The 16,103-nt window shown below is 73.5% G+C and carries 14 protein-coding genes and 2 rRNA genes; 12 read left to right on the top strand and 4 right to left on the bottom strand.

Annotated elements, in window-relative coordinates; all coding sequences use genetic code 11:
- The 4 genes from IE140_RS21345 to IE140_RS36425 form a co-directional block, all read left to right on the top strand.
- A 23S ribosomal RNA gene (locus tag IE140_RS21345) occupies nucleotides 1-105 on the top strand; the annotation flags it as partial.
- A 111-nt stretch (nucleotides 106-216) separates the two neighbouring features.
- Nucleotides 217-333: ribosomal RNA gene (rrf, locus tag IE140_RS21340) — 5S ribosomal RNA — on the top strand.
- 207 nt (nucleotides 334-540) lie between these two features.
- Nucleotides 541-1,650: a hypothetical protein gene (locus IE140_RS36430; RefSeq protein ID WP_268252780.1), complete on the top strand. Its 1,110-nt coding sequence runs from the start codon at nucleotides 541-543 to the stop codon at nucleotides 1,648-1,650.
- Nucleotides 1,647-2,354, top strand: a complete 708-nt coding sequence (locus tag IE140_RS36425; RefSeq protein ID WP_239694539.1) for a tetratricopeptide repeat protein — start codon at nucleotides 1,647-1,649, stop codon at nucleotides 2,352-2,354. Before IE140_RS36430 ends, IE140_RS36425 begins: the two co-directional genes overlap by 4 nt.
- 73 nt (nucleotides 2,355-2,427) lie before the next feature.
- Here IE140_RS36425 and IE140_RS21330 read toward each other — a convergent pair whose 3' ends face one another.
- The gene (locus IE140_RS21330) at nucleotides 2,428-3,708 is read right to left on the bottom strand and encodes a DUF1015 domain-containing protein (RefSeq protein WP_150196939.1); all 1,281 of its coding nucleotides are present in this window, start codon (nucleotides 3,706-3,708) and stop codon (nucleotides 2,428-2,430) included.
- Between the two features lie 72 nt (nucleotides 3,709-3,780).
- Here IE140_RS21330 and IE140_RS21325 point away from each other — a divergent pair, with 72 nt between their 5' ends.
- Nucleotides 3,781-4,812, top strand: a complete 1,032-nt coding sequence (locus IE140_RS21325; protein ID WP_150196938.1) for an HAD-IIA family hydrolase — start codon at nucleotides 3,781-3,783, stop codon at nucleotides 4,810-4,812.
- 178 nt (nucleotides 4,813-4,990) lie between these two features.
- Nucleotides 4,991-5,791 carry an ABC transporter ATP-binding protein gene (locus tag IE140_RS21320; protein ID WP_032767587.1) on the top strand — a complete coding sequence of 267 codons (801 nt, stop codon included), beginning with the start codon at nucleotides 4,991-4,993 and terminating at the stop codon, nucleotides 5,789-5,791.
- A gap of 119 nt (nucleotides 5,792-5,910) precedes the next feature.
- On the opposite strand, the gene IE140_RS21315 is transcribed toward IE140_RS21320, so the two are convergent.
- Nucleotides 5,911-6,258, bottom strand: coding sequence for an SCP2 sterol-binding domain-containing protein (locus tag IE140_RS21315; RefSeq protein ID WP_150196937.1), 348 nt, complete (start codon nucleotides 6,256-6,258; stop codon nucleotides 5,911-5,913).
- A 42-nt stretch (nucleotides 6,259-6,300) separates the two neighbouring features.
- On the opposite strand from IE140_RS21315, the gene IE140_RS21310 reads away from it, so the two are divergent.
- From IE140_RS21310 to IE140_RS21290, 5 genes are all read left to right on the top strand, one after another.
- Complete coding sequence (locus tag IE140_RS21310) at nucleotides 6,301-6,657, top strand: hypothetical protein (RefSeq protein WP_150196936.1); 357 nt, start codon at nucleotides 6,301-6,303, stop codon at nucleotides 6,655-6,657.
- A gap of 7 nt (nucleotides 6,658-6,664) precedes the next feature.
- A complete protein-coding gene (locus IE140_RS21305; RefSeq protein ID WP_032775805.1) occupies nucleotides 6,665-7,480 on the top strand; it encodes a TlyA family RNA methyltransferase in 816 nt (271 codons plus the stop codon).
- A gap of 20 nt (nucleotides 7,481-7,500) precedes the next feature.
- A complete protein-coding gene (locus IE140_RS21300) occupies nucleotides 7,501-8,406 on the top strand; it encodes an NAD kinase (protein WP_032775803.1) in 906 nt (301 codons plus the stop codon).
- Between the two features lie 95 nt (nucleotides 8,407-8,501).
- On the top strand, nucleotides 8,502-10,247 hold the full coding sequence (recN, locus tag IE140_RS21295) for a DNA repair protein RecN (protein ID WP_032767558.1): 1,746 nt from the start codon (nucleotides 8,502-8,504) through the stop codon (nucleotides 10,245-10,247).
- Between the two features lie 204 nt (nucleotides 10,248-10,451).
- On the top strand, nucleotides 10,452-11,549 hold the full coding sequence (locus IE140_RS21290) for a glycosyltransferase family 4 protein (protein ID WP_150196935.1): 1,098 nt from the start codon (nucleotides 10,452-10,454) through the stop codon (nucleotides 11,547-11,549).
- Nucleotides 11,550-11,605: 56 nt separating this feature from the next.
- Here IE140_RS21290 and IE140_RS21285 read toward each other — a convergent pair whose 3' ends face one another.
- Nucleotides 11,606-13,231, bottom strand: coding sequence for a PucR family transcriptional regulator (locus IE140_RS21285; protein ID WP_093441589.1), 1,626 nt, complete (start codon nucleotides 13,229-13,231; stop codon nucleotides 11,606-11,608).
- A gap of 130 nt (nucleotides 13,232-13,361) precedes the next feature.
- Entirely contained in the window at nucleotides 13,362-14,312 is a 951-nt protein-coding gene (locus IE140_RS21280) for a TauD/TfdA dioxygenase family protein (RefSeq protein WP_150196934.1), read from the bottom strand.
- Nucleotides 14,313-14,846: 534 nt separating this feature from the next.
- On the opposite strand from IE140_RS21280, the gene IE140_RS21275 reads away from it, so the two are divergent.
- The gene (locus IE140_RS21275) at nucleotides 14,847-16,052 is read left to right on the top strand and encodes an ROK family transcriptional regulator (protein ID WP_150196933.1); all 1,206 of its coding nucleotides are present in this window, start codon (nucleotides 14,847-14,849) and stop codon (nucleotides 16,050-16,052) included.
- Nucleotides 16,053-16,103: the final 51 nt, after the last annotated feature.

Here is a 16,103-nt window from a genome sequence, read left to right as displayed (position 1 = left end):
TTGATTGGTTAAGGCTCCCAGTAGACGACTGGGTTGATAGGCCAGATGTGGAAGCCCGGTAACGGGTGGAGCTGACTGGTACTAATAGGCCGAGGGCTTGTCCTCAGTTGCTCGCGTCCACTGTGTTGTTCCCGGGTTGCGAACAGTTATCGCACCGGTTGAACAGTTTCACTACTTAATTGAAAAGTGTGCTTGTTCGCTAGAACCCGATAGGGTTTCGGTGGTCATTGCGTTAGGGAAACGCCCGGTTACATTCCGAACCCGGAAGCTAAGCCTTTCAGCGCCGATGGTACTGCAGGGGGGACCCTGTGGGAGAGTAGGACGCCGCCGAACAATCTTTCAAGGACCCTTGGTCCCAGCGTTCATCGCTGGGACCAAGGGTCCTTTTGTTTTTCCCGAAGCGCGTCGGCTGGTCGGCTGCGCGAGAATGTCTGTGGTACCCGAAGACAGGAGTCACACCCATGTCCACCAACTCTCCCGACGACCGTCCGGAGCGCGAGCCGCGTCGCCGGGACGGCGGTGACAGGGGCGGTTACCGCGGTGGTCGTGACGACCGGTCCGGTTCCGGCGCACCTCGACGCGACAACGACCGTGGCGGCTTCCGCCGCGACGACCAGGACCGTGATCGCGACCGCGGACCGCGCCGTGACGACAGCCGGCCCAGCGGTGGTGGCTTCCGTCGCGACGACAACCGTGGCGGTGGCTTCCGTCGTGATGACAACCGCGGTGGTGGGTTCCGTCGGGACGACCGTGACCGGGACCGTGGGCCCCGTCGTGATGACGACCGTGGCGGGTACCGGGGTGGGCGCCCCAGTGGTGGTTCCACTGGTGGGTTCGACCGGCGTGACGACCGCCCGCGTGGCCCCCGCCGTGACGACGACCGGCCCTCCGGTGGCGGCTACCGCCGTGACGACCGGGACCGGCCTTCCGGTGGGTTCCGTCGTGATGACAACCGTGGCGGTGGCTTTGACCGGCGTGACGACCGCCCGCGTGGACCGCGTCGCGACGACAACCGGGGCGGTGGCTCCGGTGGTGGGTTCCGGCGTGATGACAACCGCGGTGGTGGGTTCGAGCGGCGTGACGATCGCCCGCGTGGTCCCCGTCGTGACGACGACCGGCCCTCCGGTGGCGGGTTCCGTCGGGACGACAACCGCGGTGGCGGGTTCCGTCGGGACGACCGTGACCGGGACCGTGGGCCCCGTCGTGATGACGACCGTGGCGGCTTCCGGCGTGATGACAACCGTGGCGGTGGGTTCGAGCGGCGTGACGATCGCCCGCGTGGCCCCCGCCGTGACGACGACCGGCCCTCCGGTGGCGGGTTCCGTCGGGACGACAACCGCGGTGGCGGGTTCCGTCGGGACGACCGTGACCGGGACCGTGGGCCCCGTCGTGATGACGACCGTGGCGGCTTCCGGCGTGATGACAGCCGCGGAGGTGGCTTCCGGCGCGACGACAACCGCGGAGGTGGGTTCCGCCGCGACGACCGGGGTGGATATCGCGGCGGCCAGCGCGACGACCGGGACCGTGGCGGTTTCCGGGGGCGCGACGACCGGGACCGGGACCGCGACCGGGAGCCGATCAAGCGGCTGCCGATTCCGGACGACGTCACGGGCGACGAGATCGACAAGGACGTGCGCCAGGAGCTCATGAGCCTGCCGAAGACCCTTGCCGAGGATGTCGCGCGCAACCTCGTCATGGTGGCCCGGCTGATCGACGAGGACCCCGAGAAGGCGTACGCGTACTCCCGTATCGCTCTCCGGCTCGCGTCCCGCGTCGCCGCCGTCCGTGAGGCGGCCGGGTTCGCGGCGTACGCGACGCAGAAGTACGCCGAGGCGCTCGCCGAGTTCCGGGCGGCCCGGCGGATGACCGGGTCCGTCGAGCTGTGGCCCGTCATGGCGGACTGCGAGCGCGGGCTCGGGCGGCCCGAGCGGGCGATGGCCATGGCCGGTGAGCCCGAGGTGCAGAAGCTGGACAAGGCCGGGCAGGTCGAGATGCGGCTCGTGGCCGCCGGCGCCCGCCGGGACATGGGCCAGATCGACGCCGCCATCGTGACGCTCCAGAGCCCCGAGCTGGCGTCCAACTCCGTGCAGCCGTGGACCCCGCGTCTGCGGTACGCGTACGCGGACGCGCTGCTGGAGGCCGGGCGCGAGGACGAGGCACGGGAGTGGTTCGGGAAGGCGCTGGAGGCCGACAAGGACGGTTCCACGGACGCTTCGGACCGGCTCGCCGAGCTGGACGGCGTGGAGTTCGTCGACGTCCTCGACGATGACGAGGCGGACGCGGCCGACGAGTCCGAGGAGCGGACCGCGCCTCGTGCCGAGGACGGACCCGTGGACGGTCCCGACAAGGCATGACCGTCGAGGCCTGATCGCTGACGGGAGAGGGGCGGCACTCCGACCCGAGTGCCGCCCCTCTCCCGGTGAACGGTCAGTCGAGGGTGAGGCTCCGCATGACCAGGCCGGTGGCCGGCTTGGGGCCGAACGACGTCGACTTGCGGGGCATCGTCACACCCTGCCGGGCCAGGTCCCGGACGACCTCTTCGCGTACGGGATGCATCAGGACCGCCGTGGCGTCGAGGCGTTCCGCCTGTTCGACGGCGGCCGCGGTGTCGTGGATGTAGCCGATGTGTTCGGGCGCGTCGGGGATCCGCCACACCTCGTCGAGCAGCGCGGAGTGCAGGACCGTCGCGTCCAGGGTGCGCCAGGCGTCGGGCCGGTCCGCCCGGACGGTGCGGGCCAGCAGGGCCGGATCGGGGCCGTCCACCAGGTGGAAGCCTCCGTCGCCGGCGAGGAGGAACGCGTTGCCGGCCGTAGCCGCTTCAGCCAGGACGTCGAGGGCGCGGGGGAGCGGCCCCTCGACCCGCTGGACGCGGAAGTGGCCGTTGAGCGCTTTCAGGGCCCGGGAGACCGGCAGGTTGCGCAGGAGCCGGTGGATGGCGCGGACCTGGAGCGGGTGGCGGGCCGTGTCGACGAGGAGGACCAGGCCGTAGTCCCACGGTCCCGGCGCGGTCTGTTCCTGCTGGAGCCGGAGGTAGGTGGCCCAGCGGTGGTGGCCGTCCGCGATGAGCGCCTGGTGGCGGGCGAGGTCCGTCTCGATCTCCCGCCGGTCCGACGGGTTCGTCACCGCCCACAGCCGGTGTCGGAAGCCGTCCTCCGTCGTCGTGGCGAGCAGCGGTTCCCGCAGGACCGTGCGGTCGATCACCGCGCCCGTGCCCGTTGGCGTATCCCCGTCGCCGCGGTACGTCAGCAGCAGCGGCTCCAGATGGGCCCCCGTCGTACGCATCAGCTCCGCGCGGTCCGCGACGACGTCGTCCATGACGTCCTCGTGCGGCAGCACGATGCCGTCGGCGGCGGGGGAGAGGGACAGGGCACCGATCAGACCGCGCTGGAGGATCTCGTCGTTGCGCTGCTCGTAGACGTACAGCACCGGGTCGGGGTCCGGGGCGATGACGCCCTCGGCCAGCCAGCGGTCCAGCGTGGCGGCCGCCTGCCGGTGCCGGTCCCGGGCCGTGTCGGCCTGAGGGAGGATGAGGCGCACGATGTTGTGCGGATCCGCGGACTCCAGGTGGTGCAGCCCGTCCGGCCGGACGACCACGTCGTACGGGGGTGAGGTCACGGCGGCAAGGCTGCCGACCCGCTCGGGGACGTAACGCAGTCCGCGGAACGGGATCAGCCGCAGCCCCTGCTCGACGGGCCCTGAAGTGTTCATCAGGGCATCGTATGTGCGCCTGGGGCATACGCGATGATCGGGGCAGACGCAGAGCGAAGAGGAGCGAGTCATATGAGCCACCAGCAGGACGGCGTTCGGCCGTCGGGGAGTGCCACGGCGCTGAGCGAGGCGTACGACACGGCTCTCCTCGACCTCGACGGGGTGGTGTACGCGGGCGGCGAGGCCATCGTCCACGCCGTGGACTCGCTGGCCGCCGCGCGGGCCGGGGGCATGCACCTCGCGTACGTCACCAACAACGCCCTGCGGACGCCGGACGCGGTGGCGGAGCACCTGACGGAGCTGGGTGTGCCCGCCGAACCCTCCGACGTGATCACCTCCGCCCAGGCCGTCGCCCGGCTGGTCGCCGACCAGCTGCCGCCCGGGGCGCGGGTGCTGGCGATCGGCGGCGAGGGGCTGCGGGTCGCGTTGCGGGAGCGCGGCCTTGAACCGGTGGAGTCGGCGGACGACGACCCGGCCGCCGTGGTCCAGGGGTACGGCGGGCCGGACATGACGTGGGGACGGTTCGCCGAGGCGAGTTTCGCCATTCGGCGCGGGCTGCCGTGGTTCGCGTCCAACACCGACCTGACCATCCCGGGCGCCCGGGGCATCGCACCCGGCAACGGGGCCGCGGTCGAGGTCGTACGGATCGCCACCGGGGCCGAGCCGCAGGTGGCGGGGAAGCCGCTGCCGCCGATGCACCGCGAGACCGTGCTGCGGACCGGGGCGAAGCGGCCGATCGTCGTCGGGGACCGGCTGGACACGGACATCGAGGGGGCGTTCAACGGGGGCGTGGACTCCCTGCTGGTCCTCACCGGAGTGACCGACGCGGCCCAGCTCGTCGCCGCCCCGCCGGAGCACCGGCCGACCTATGTCGACCGGGACCTGCGGGGGCTGCTGACGGGGCAGCCCGAGGTGACCCCGGACGGGGACGCCTACCGCTGCGGGGGCTGGACGGCCTCCGTCCGCGGGGACACGCTGGCCCTGGAAGGGGCAGGCGACGCACTCGACGGGCTGCGGGCGCTCTGCGCGGCTGCCTGGGCGTCCGCCGGTGCGGGTGTGTGCGGGCTGGACGCGGGGAAGGCCCTCGCGGCCCTCCAGCTCTGAACCGGCCTCCAGCTCTGAACCGGACGCCCCTTGTCCGTCAGGGCGTTGAGGGTGTGGGGCGACCGCCGGGACCCGTGGCGCGAAGAGGAAGATAGGTTAACCTAACCTGGTGCAGCTCGGTGGTCCGCCCGTGCCCCGCGCCGTACCGCTTCACCTCACCGACTCCGGGAGTACGACCATGCAGCGCCTCACCGCAGAATCGGTGACCCTCGGCTACGACCAGCGGGTCATCACCGAGAACCTCTCGGTCGCGATCCCCGACAACTCCTTCACCGTGATCGTCGGGCCCAACGCCTGCGGCAAGTCGACCCTGCTGCGGGCCCTCGCCCGGATGCTGAAGCCGAGCCGGGGGCAGGTGCTGCTGGACGGGCAGACCATCCACCAGCTGCCCGCGAAGAAGGTCGCCCGGACGCTGGGGCTGCTGCCGCAGTCCTCCATAGCCCCCGACGGGATCACCGTCGCCGACCTCGTCGCCCGCGGCCGCTACCCCCACCAGGGGCTGCTGCGGCAGTGGTCGCCGGAGGACGAGCGGGTGGTCAACGAGTCCATGGAGTCCACCGGCGTCGCCGAGCTGGCCGAGCGCTATGTCGACGAGCTGTCCGGCGGCCAGCGCCAGCGGGTCTGGATCGCCATGGCGCTGGCCCAGCAGACGCCGCTGCTGCTGCTCGACGAGCCGACGACGTATCTCGACATCCAGCACCAGATCGACGTACTCGACCTCTGCGCCGAGCTGCACGAGACCCAGGGGCGCACCCTGGTCGCCGTGCTCCACGACCTGAACCACGCCGCCCGGTACGCCACGCATCTCATCGCGATGCGGGACGGCGCGATCGTCGCGGAGGGGGCGCCTTCGGACGTCGTCGACGCGGAGCTGGTGGAGCGGGTGTTCGGCATGCGGTGCCAGGTGATCGACGATCCGGAGACGGGGACGCCGCTGGTCGTGCCGGCCGCGCGCAAGGCGCGGAAGGTTGCCGCCTGAGGGCTCGGTGAGCGCGGGGTCGGGCGCGCCCCGGTGGGCGCTTTGTCCTCAATCGCCGGACGGGCTGGATTTGGCGCCCGGACGGGCTCGAATGGCCCGCCCGGACGGGCTTGATCTTCTTACAGCAGCGATCTCAGTTTCAGCAGGTCCCTGAAGCCCGCCTCCAGGCGTACGCGGCCCGCTGCCCACGCCTTCGCGAAGTTCAGGTCGCCGTCCACCAGGGCCACCAGGTCGTCGCCCGTCATCGCGAGTCTGATCTCGGCCTTCTCCCGGGGCGGTCCCTCGACCGTGTCCGTCACCCGGATCCGGCCATCGGCCAACCGGCCGGTGAACGTGATGTCGAGATCCCTGATGTGACAGCTCAGCGAGCGGTCGAGGGCAGCCGCGCTGCGCACGTCGCCCTCGGCGGCTGCGAGGTTGTCCGAAAGTCTGTCGAGTGCGCTGCGGCACTCCGCCATGGTCGCCATCGGGCTCGACGGTACACCGGCCGGTCGCGGTAGCGTTTCGGCATGAGCGACTGGACGCCGGAGGCGGGGACACCGCCCGTGAGCACGCCCGACGAGCCGGTGGACGGCGAGCCGGCCCCCGAGGCGCCCTCCCACGAGCCCGCCGGGCCCGCGCCCCTCGGGGTCGTGCGCGCCCCCACCGGCCATGCGGCCGTGGACGCCCGGCTGGAGCGTCTCGCCGACGCCGACCACCTCCCGGCGGACGGGCACATCGAGGTGTACGAGGATGTACACCGTGGGCTGCGGGCCGAGCTGACCTCGCTGGACGCCCGTCCGGCCGCCGTACCCGGGCCGCCCGGGACCGCGGCCGCACCCGGAACCCCATCCGCGTACGACAACACGCACGACCACAGGAGCTGAACCGAACGTGGCAGGAGTGGCACGTCGCCGCCTCGACGCCGAGCTGGTACGCCGCAAGCTCGCCCGCTCGCGCGAGCACGCGAGCCAGCTGATCGCCGCGGGGCGCGTCACCGTCGGCCGGACCACCGCGACCAAACCCGCCACCCAGGTCGAGACGGCCGCCGCGATCGTCGTCACCCAGGACGACGACGATCCGGACTACGTCTCGCGCGGCGGGCACAAGCTGGCCGGGGCGCTCGCCGCCTTCGTGCCGCTCGGGCTGTCCGTGGAAGGGCGGCGGGCGCTGGACGCCGGGGCGTCGACCGGTGGGTTCACCGACGTGCTGCTGCGGGCCGGGGCCCGGCAGGTCGTCGCCGTGGACGTCGGCTACGGGCAGCTCGCCTGGTCGCTGCGGTCCGATGAACGGGTCGTCGTCAAGGACCGTACCAACGTACGGGAGTTGACCCTGGAGGACATCGACGGGGAGGCGGTCGACCTGGTCGTGGGGGATCTGTCCTTCATTCCGCTGGGCCTCGTGCTGCCCGCCCTCGCGCGCTGCGCCGCGCCCGACGCGGACCTGGTCCTCATGGTCAAGCCGCAGTTCGAGGTGGGCAAGGAACGGCTCGGCAGCGGCGGTGTGGTGCGGAGCCCAGAGCTGCGCGCCGAAGCGGTACGGGAGGTGGCGCGGCGGGCCGGGGAGCTCGGGCTCGGCGTGCGCGGGGTGACGGCCAGTCCGCTGCCCGGGCCCTCGGGCAACGTCGAGTACTTTCTGTGGCTGCGGGCCGGCGCACCCGAGCTGGATCCCGCTGATGTCGACCGTGCAGTGGCGGAGGGGCCCCGTTGACGACGAATGTGACGACGCAGGTGACGACCGACACGGCACGAACCGTCTTCCTTCTGGCGCACACCGGCCGCCCGGCCGCGATCCGCAGCGCGGAACTCGTCGTACAGGGGTTGCTGCGCAACGGGCTCGGCGTACGGGTCTCGGCGGCCGAGGCGGCCGATCTGCCGCTGCCGGACGCCGTGGAGACGGTCACCGACACCAGCCCCTCCGCAGTCGACGGCTGCGAACTGCTCGTCGTCCTCGGCGGCGACGGCACGCTGCTGCGCGGCGCGGAGTTCTCCCGCGCCTCCGGGGTGCCGATGCTCGGCGTCAACCTCGGACGCGTCGGCTTCCTCGCCGAGGCCGAGCGCGACGACCTCGACAAGGTGGTCTCCCGGGTCGTCACCCGCGACTACGAGGTCGAGGAGCGCATGACGATCGACGTTCTCGTGCACAGCAACGGCGACGTCGTGCACAGCGACTGGGCGCTCAACGAGGCGGCCGTGCAGAAGGTGTCGCCCGAGCGGATGCTCGAAGTCGTCCTGGAGATCGACGGCCGTCCCGTCACCGGGTTCGGCTGCGACGGGATCGTCTGCGCGACCCCGACCGGTTCGACGGCGTACGCCTTCTCGGCGGGCGGGCCCGTCGTCTGGCCCGAGGTCGAGGCGCTGCTGATGGTCCCGATCAGCGCCCACGCGCTGTTCGCCAAGCCCCTGGTGACCTCGCCCACCTCCGTGCTCGCCGTGGAGGTGCAGCCGCACACCCCGCACGGGGTGCTGTGGTGCGACGGCCGGCGGACCGTGGAACTGCCCGCCGGCGCCCGGGTCGAGGTGCGGCGCGGCGCGGTGCCCGTACGGCTGGCGCGGCTGCACCAGGCCTCGTTCACCGACCGGCTCGTGGCGAAGTTCGCCCTGCCCGTCTCGGGGTGGCGGGGCGCGCCCCACTGACGGTCGCCGGGAGCGCCCGTGGCCCCCGTCCTACCCGGGAGAGTGAATCCGGGAGCGGGGGCCGTCGCGCGTCCGGCCCGGGACCTCGTAAGGTCATGTCCGTGTTGGAGGAGATGCGGATACGGTCGCTCGGAGTCATCGACGACGCGGTGGTGGAGCTGTCACCCGGTTTCACCGCGGTCACGGGTGAGACCGGCGCGGGCAAGACCATGGTCGTCACGAGCCTCGGGCTGCTGCTCGGCGGGCGCGCGGACCCCGCTCTCGTACGGGTCGGGGCCAAGGCCGCGGTCGTCGAGGGCCGGATCACCGTGTCCGAGGGCGACGCGGCGGCGCTGCGGGCCGAGGAGGCCGGGGCGGAACTCGACGACGGTGCGCTGCTCATCAGCCGTACCGTTTCGGCCGAAGGGCGCTCACGGGCCCACCTCGGCGGCAGATCCGTGCCGGTGGGGGTCCTGACCGAGCTGGCGGACGAACTCGTCGCCGTGCACGGCCAGACCGACCAGCAGGGCCTGCTCAAGCCCGCCCGGCAGCGGGGCGCCCTGGACCGGTACGCCGGGGACGGGGTGGAGGTCCCGCACGCCAAGTACGCGGCGGCCTACCGGCGGCTGCGCGCCGTTGCCACGGAGCTCGACGAGCTGACCACCCGGGCCCGGGAGCGGGCTCAGGAGGCGGATCTGCTGCGCTTCGGGCTGAACGAGGTCGCCGCGGTCGAGCCGTTGCCGGGGGAGGACGTCGAGCTGGCCGCCGAGGCGGAACGGCTCGGGCACGCCGAGGCCCTCGCCTCCGCCGCCTCCCTCGCGCACACCGCGCTGGCGGGGAACCCGGAGGACCCGGAGAGCGTCGACGCCACCACCGTGGTGGCCGCGGCCGGGCAGGCGCTGGACGGGGTCCGGGCCCACGACCCGGCGCTGGCCGCGCTGGCGGACCGGGTGGGGGAGATCTCCATCCTGCTCGCCGACGTCTCCGGAGAGCTGGCGGGGTACGCGGACCAGCTCGACGCCGATCCGCTGCGGCTGGCCGCCGTGGAGGAGCGCCGGGCGGCCCTGACCGCCCTGACCCGTAAGTACGGCGAGGACATCGCGGCCGTGCTGGCCTGGGCCCAGGAGGGCGCCGGCCGGCTCACCGAGCTGGAGGGCGACGACGAGCGGATCGGCGAGCTGACCGCCGAGCGCGACGCTCTGCGGGCCGAACTCTCCGTGCTCGGGCAGGCCTTGACCGACGCGCGTACGGAGGCCGCCGCGCGGTTCGCCGATGCGGTGACCGAGGAGCTCGCCTCGCTCGCCATGCCGCACGCCCGGGTCTCCTTCGCCATCCGGCAGACCGAGGCGGCGGACGAGGCGTCCGGCATCGACATCGGCGGGCGGAGCGTCGTCTACGGCCCTTCCGGCGCCGACGAGGTGGAGCTGCTCCTCGCCCCGCACCCGGGCGCCCAGCCCCGGCCGATCGCCAAGGGCGCGTCGGGCGGTGAGCTGTCCCGGGTGATGCTCGCGGTCGAGGTCGTCTTCGCGGGCTCCGACCCCGTACCGACGTATCTCTTCGACGAGGTCGACGCGGGCGTCGGCGGCAAGGCGGCGGTCGAGGTCGGCCGCCGGCTCGCCAAGCTCGCCAGGTCCGCGCAGGTGGTCGTCGTGACCCACCTGCCGCAGGTCGCGGCCTTCGCCGACCGGCAGTTGCTGGTCGAGAAGACCGTGGACGGCTCGGTGACCCGCAGCGGGGTCACCGTCCTGGAGGGTGAGGACCGGGTCCGGGAGCTGTCCCGGATGCTGGCGGGCCAGGAAGACTCCGAGACGGCCCGCGCCCATGCCGAGGAACTGCTCGCCACGGCGCGCGCCGACGGGTGAGGGGCGGGGGCGCGGCGCGGTCCGGCGCGGCGCGCCCCCGTGTGGCGTGCTCCGGTGATTCACCCGTGAGGGTGATGCGGTGTGGTCGGTTGTCGCCGTGGGTGCGGCAGCAACGTTACGGCGGTGCCGGAACGTGCGTACGGGCTGGCATCCTTGGCGCTGTCCTTGTTCCGCCGACTCCGGACCCCCGGGGAGCCATTCAACGTGTCACAGCTGCGTACGGTCCAAGTCCTGGGCGGCGGCAGTGCGGGCAGCAGCGCGCACGTCGGTTCGCTGGCCGCCGGGCTGGTGGCGCGCGGGGTGCAGGTGACCGTCTGCGCGCCGGCCGCCGTGGACCGCGCCTACGACTTCACGGCGACCGGAGCCCGCTTCCTGCCGGTGCCCCGGCGCAGCGACCCGGCCGCCGTCGCCGCGTTGCGGGCCGCCTGCACGGGGGCGGACGTCGTCCACGCCCACGGGCTCCACGCGGCCGCCCGCACCGCCCTCGCGCTGAGCGGACGGACCGTGCCGCTCGTGACGACCTGGCACACCCGGCGGTACGCGGAAGGCGCCCGCCGCCAGATCCTGCACCTGCTGGAACGGCGCGCCGCACGGGCGGCGGCCGTGGTCCTCGCCCCCTCCTCCGACCTGGTGGACCGGGCCCGGGAGCGGGGCGCCCGCGATGCCCGGCTCGCCCCCACAGCCGCCCCGCCCGCGCACCCGGACGGAGCGGTCGACGCGGGCAAGGTGCGGGCCGAACTGGGGGCGGTCGAAAGGCCGTTGCTGATGGCCGTCGGCAGTCTCGTACCGCATCACGGTTTCGGCACCCTGCTGGACGCGGCCCGCGCCTGGCGGCGGCTGGACCCCGTGCCGCTGCTCGTCATCGCGGGGGAGGGGCGCGACCGGGAGGCCCTGCAACGACGGATCAGGGACGAGGAGTTGCCCGTCTCGCTCATCGGATCCCGCGAGGGTGTGGGGGAGTTGGTCGCCGCCGCTGATCTCGTCCTGCTGCCGAGCCGGTGGGAGGGCCGCTCCCTGCTGGCGCAGGAGGCGCTGCGGTCCGGGGTGCCGCTGGTGGCCACGGCGGTCGGTGGTGTGCCCGAACTGGTCGGCGAAGCAGCTGAGCTGGTGCCGTACGGCAACGCCGTGGCCCTCGCCCGTGCGGTCGTGGGGCTGCTGGGGGACCCGGCGGCGCGGACCCGGCTCGCCGAGGCCGGGCGGGTGCAGGCGGCGGGCTGGCCCACCGAGGACGACACGATCGCCCATGTGCTGAGCGTCTACGACGAGTTGGCGCAGCCGCTGGCGACGGGGCGCGGTCGCTGACCGGACCGGCGAGGGGGCCGGGGCGGGCGCGCTGAGCCGTTGCGTGACCCGGCCGGTCAGGTCGTGTGGCGGCGGGCCCGCAGCGCCAGGCTCAGTGCCAGCACCGTCTGCGGGTCGTCCAGGTCCGTGCCCAGCAGTTCGCCGATCCGGGCCAGCCGGTTGTAGAGGGTCTGGCGGTTGAGGTGCAGCTCGCGGGCGGTCTCCGCCTTGCGGCCCGCGTGCGCCAGATAGGCCTGGAGCGTCGGCAGCAACGGCGGGCGCGAGGTGCGGTCGTGCTCGCGCAGCGGACCGATCGCCCGGTTCACGAACGCCGCCAGGTCCGGATGGTCCCGCAGCCGCCACAGCAGCAGATCGATGTCGAGCCGCCGGGCGTCGTACCAGGGCCGGTCGTCCAGGCCCTGCGCGGCCGTCGCCGTCTCCGCCGCGTGCCGCAGCCCGGCACCCGCCGCCGCCCAGCCGCCCGCGACGCCGACCACGACCACCGGCTGCTGCGATCCGGCCCGGTCGAGTCCGGCCCGCTCCACGCCCGCCCGCAGCGCCGCCGCCACCCGGTCCGCGACCGCCGTGCGCTCGCCCTCCGAACGCAGCCCCAGCAGCAGCGGAACCCGCCCCTCCACGGGCCGTACGCCGAGCAGCACCGGCACCCCGACCGAGGCCAGCTCCTCCAGGACCGCACGGGCCAGCAGCGCCCAGTTGCCCGAGGGGGACAGCTCGGGGGCCAGCCGCATCACCACCGGCAGGAGGGGTGTCTCGCCGGGCCGGAAGCCGAGCACCCGGGCCTGGGCCGGGGCGTCCTCCGGGGCGATCCGGCCCTCCGCCAGATCGGTCAGGAAGTCGCCCCGGCCCCGGGCGGCCAGCTCCTCCTCCTGCCGGGCCTGCATCAGCACGACCGCCAGCAGGCCCGCCGCACGCTCCGCCGCCATCCGGTGCACGGTCGCCAGCGGCCCGGCCACCGCGAGGAGCACCAGCCGTGCCCGTACCGAACCGGTCTCGGGCCCGCCGCCGGGCACGTCCACCAGCAGCGCACCGGTCGGCGGGGACTCCCGGGCCGCCCGGTCGCCGCGCATGCCCTCCCAGACCTGGAGCGGGTCCGCGCCGACCGGTCCTGTCCCGGTGGACGCCGCGTACAGGAGCTGGCCGTCGGGCGTCTCCAGGAAGACCGGGTTGGCGGTGAAGTCGGCGAGGATCCCGAGGACCTGCGGCACCCCGCCCCCGTCGAGCAGCGCCCGGGTGGCGCGCCGGTGCACCTCCTCCGCCTGCTGGAGCAGCGCGTAGTGCCCGTTGACGATCTCGGTGTGCACCTCCTCGGTCACCGCGACGAACGGCACCTCGCGGTGCAGCTGGACCAGCGGCAGACCGGCAGCGCGGGCGGCGTCCACGATGGAGGCGGGCAGCCGGCCGAAGCGCGGGCCCAGCTCCACCACCAGGGCCGCGATGCCCCGGTCGGCGAGACGGCGGACGAAGGCGCGCTGTTCGGCCGGGCGGGCGCCCAGTCCGAGCCCCGTCGTCAGGAGCAGCTCGCCGCCCTTGAGGAGCGAGGCGATGTTCGGGACCTCGCCCGCGTGCACCCAGCGCACCGTACGGTTCAGCCGGTCGGCGCCGGCCACCACCTCCGGGAGCCCGGCGCGCAGCCCCGGCAGCTCCAGCGCCCGCTGCACGGTGATTCCGCTGTGGCTCTCCACGTACCCGGCCCGCTTTCCCCTGGTGCCCTGCCCGCTTCCCGGGCGGTCGTCCTGATCCGGACTGTCCTGTTCAGGACGCTACCGCCCGGGAGGCCGGGTGCGCATGGCTGGGGAGGGGTGGCGACCGCGATCAGGCCGCCGCAGACGCTCCGGAGGCGATGCCGAACGCCGGGTCCGGCACCTCCTCGGGCGAGATCAGCGTGGAGGAGCGGCCGTCGACGCCGACGGGCACGTCCCCGTCGATGGTGACGCGGCGGAGCTTGCGCTCATGGGCGTCGGAGTCGTCGACGCCGTAGTGCTGGGTGGCGCGGTTGTCCCAGATCGCCACGTCGCCGACCTGCCACTGCCAGCGCACGGTGTTCTCCGGGCGCTCGATGTGCGACTGGAACAGATCCAGGAGCGTACGGGAGTCCCTGCCGGTCAGTCCGGCGATCCGCTGCACGAAGTTGCCCAGCAGCAGGACGCGTTCGCCGGTCTCCGGGTGCACCCGCACCACCGGGTGCTCGGTGAGGAACTTCGTCGAGGTGAACACCTCCTTGTACTGCTTCAGCGCCTCGGGCAGGGCCTGCGGGCGCAGCGCCGCGTAGTCGTAGTCGTTGGAGTGGACGGCCCGCAGGGAGTCGGCCAGCACGCGCAGCGGCTCGGGAAGACCGTCGTAGGCCGTGGCGGTGTTGGCCCACAGGGTGTTGCCGCCGTAGGGCGGGACGATCACGGCGCGCAGGATGGAGAACGCCGGGTAGGCGGGGACGAAGGTGACGTCGGTGTGCCACTGGTTGGCCCGGCCGCCGTGGTCGGAGTCGATGCCGAGGGAGTAACGGCCGTCGGCGGACGGGACGGTGGGGTGTGCGACCGGGGTGCCGAGCAGCCGGCCGAACGCCTCATGGCTCTCCTCGTCCAGGTGGTCCTGGCCACGGAAGAAGACGACCTTGTCGGCCAGCAGGGCGGACCGGATCTCCGCGACGGTCGGGGCGTCGAGATCGCCGCCGAGCCGCACTCCTGAGATGACGGCGCCGAGACGGCCGCCGAGTTTCTGAACGGTGACGGTGGAAGGGGCGGTGGTGGCGGTGGTTGCCGAGGACATGGCGGATTCCTTTCGGGAGCCAAGACCATCCGTGGATTAATCTTGGAGCGGAATTAATTGAGACAGGGAGCGTGCAGAGGGCGGCAGGGAGTGGTCCGGTGGGACGGACGAAGGAGAGGGGGCGGCGTGGCGTGACGCCGGCGAAGGTGCGGCAGTGCGGCAGGTCAGCCGGCGGTACAACCGCGCGGACACGCCACCGCTGCTGCGGTGCGGCCGGCGGGAGCGGGCCGCGCGTCGGGAACGGCCGTCGCGAACATGCCCCGGAGAATTCCAGCGCCCCGCGGCGGGCGTCAAGCACGGACCCGCGCCCCGGGCTCCGTCCGGCGGTGGTTGAATCGGCGCTTGCGCGGGGCCCGGGATCCGTCCGGCCACGCACTGCCGGAGCGCCTCTGACCAGCGGTTATCTCCATGATTTCGGACAGGGCTCCGGACGGGGCAGCCGCTCCGCCCGGTGACCGGGCGCGGCCCCCGCGCGAATTCACGCCGCCGTAACGTTGCGAGCGCCCCCGTGGCGCAGGACCGAAGGAAGGCCTCATGACCGCCGCCCCCCAGCTCATCCGCACCGCCGGCGACGGCCGCCGCGAGGCCAACGCCGCGACCGTCCTGCGCACGGTGCTCGACCACGGGCCCGTCGCCCGCAGGTCCATCGCCGCCCTCTCCGGCCTCAGCCCGGCCGCCGTCTCGCGTCAGTGCACCGACCTCGTCCGCCTCGGCCTGGTCCGTGAACTGCCCGAGCTGGTGGAGAGCAGCGGCGTCGGCAGACCGCAGATCCCGGTCGACCTCAACACCGGGGAGAGCGAAGGGCCGGTGGCGGGCGGCGTCCACATCGGGGTGCCGGGATCGTCGTTCGGCCTGCTGGACCTGCGCGGCCGGCTGCTCGCCCGGCGCACCTTCCCGCACGAGGACATCGACCCCGGTGAACTGCCGGGCCGCGTCCTCGCCGGGCTGCGGACCTTCCTCGACGACACGGTCCGGGGCCGCCGGCTGCTGGGGGTCGGCGCGGCGCTCGGCGGCTGGGTCGACCCCGCGCTCGGCACGGCCGTACGGCACGACGCGCTGGGCTGGCACCAACGGCCGCTCGCCGCCGAACTCTCCCGCGGCCTGGGGGGAATCGACGTCCGCATCGACAACCACGCCCGCGCCATCGCCCAGTCCGAGATCCTCTTCGGGCACCCCGCCGCGCGCCGCAGCCTGGTCCACCTCTTCATCGGCAACGTCGTCGACGCGGCCCTGGGCATCGCCGGGGTGGTCCACCAGGGGCCGGGCTCCGGAGCCGGGGACGTCGCCCATCTGCCGGTGCCGGACTCCACGGTCGCCTGCCCCTGCGGACGCACCGGCTGCCTGGAGACGACGGCCTCCAACGTGGCGGTCGGGCGGACCGCCGTGCGGCGCGGGATCGTGCCCGAAGCCGATGTGTTCCTGCTGGTGGACGCGGCGGCGGCCGGTGACCGGCGGGCCGACCGGCTGCTGCGCGAGCGGGCCCGCGCGGTGGGCCGGGCCGCCGCGCTGCTGCTCGACGTCCTCAACCCCGACCTGGTCGTGGTCACCGAGCACTCCAGCCTGCTCAACCCCGAGTACCTGGAGGAGATCCGGGGCGCCGCGGTCGACCTGTCCCATGTCTGCCGGGACCCCGAGCGGATCGTGAGTCCGCATGCCGGGATGGCCGCCCTGCCCGTCGCCGGGGGCACGATTGCGCTGAACCCGCTGTTCAGGAGCCCGTTGGCGGCCTTCGAGCGGTAGGCGTGCGTAACGGATCAGGAGGGGGTTTCGTACCAGGATCCGGACAGACCG

Origin of the sequence: Streptomyces parvus (assembly GCF_014648875.1) — a bacterium.
Taxonomy (GTDB): domain Bacteria; phylum Actinomycetota; class Actinomycetes; order Streptomycetales; family Streptomycetaceae; genus Streptomyces; species Streptomyces parvus.
Note: the sequence above shows the minus strand (reverse complement) of the source record. Positions and strands in the feature narration are given on the sequence as shown.

What these genes read in the sequence shown, in the direction of transcription:
- IE140_RS36425 (WP_239694539.1), top strand. Translation starts at nt 1,647, where the DNA reads ATGAGCCTGCCGAAGACCCTTGCCGAGGATGTCGCGCGCAACCTCGTC.
- IE140_RS21330 (WP_150196939.1), bottom strand. Translation starts at nt 3,708, where the DNA reads ATGAACACTTCAGGGCCCGTCGAGCAGGGGCTGCGGCTGATCCCGTTC.
- IE140_RS21325 (WP_150196938.1), top strand. Translation starts at nt 3,781, where the DNA reads ATGAGCCACCAGCAGGACGGCGTTCGGCCGTCGGGGAGTGCCACGGCG.
- IE140_RS21320 (WP_032767587.1), top strand. Translation starts at nt 4,991, where the DNA reads ATGCAGCGCCTCACCGCAGAATCGGTGACCCTCGGCTACGACCAGCGG.
- IE140_RS21315 (WP_150196937.1), bottom strand. Translation starts at nt 6,258, where the DNA reads ATGGCGACCATGGCGGAGTGCCGCAGCGCACTCGACAGACTTTCGGAC.
- IE140_RS21310 (WP_150196936.1), top strand. Translation starts at nt 6,301, where the DNA reads ATGAGCGACTGGACGCCGGAGGCGGGGACACCGCCCGTGAGCACGCCC.
- recN (WP_032767558.1), top strand. Translation starts at nt 8,502, where the DNA reads ATGTCCGTGTTGGAGGAGATGCGGATACGGTCGCTCGGAGTCATCGAC.
- IE140_RS21280 (WP_150196934.1), bottom strand. Translation starts at nt 14,312, where the DNA reads ATGTCCTCGGCAACCACCGCCACCACCGCCCCTTCCACCGTCACCGTT.
- IE140_RS21275 (WP_150196933.1), top strand. Translation starts at nt 14,847, where the DNA reads ATGACCGCCGCCCCCCAGCTCATCCGCACCGCCGGCGACGGCCGCCGC.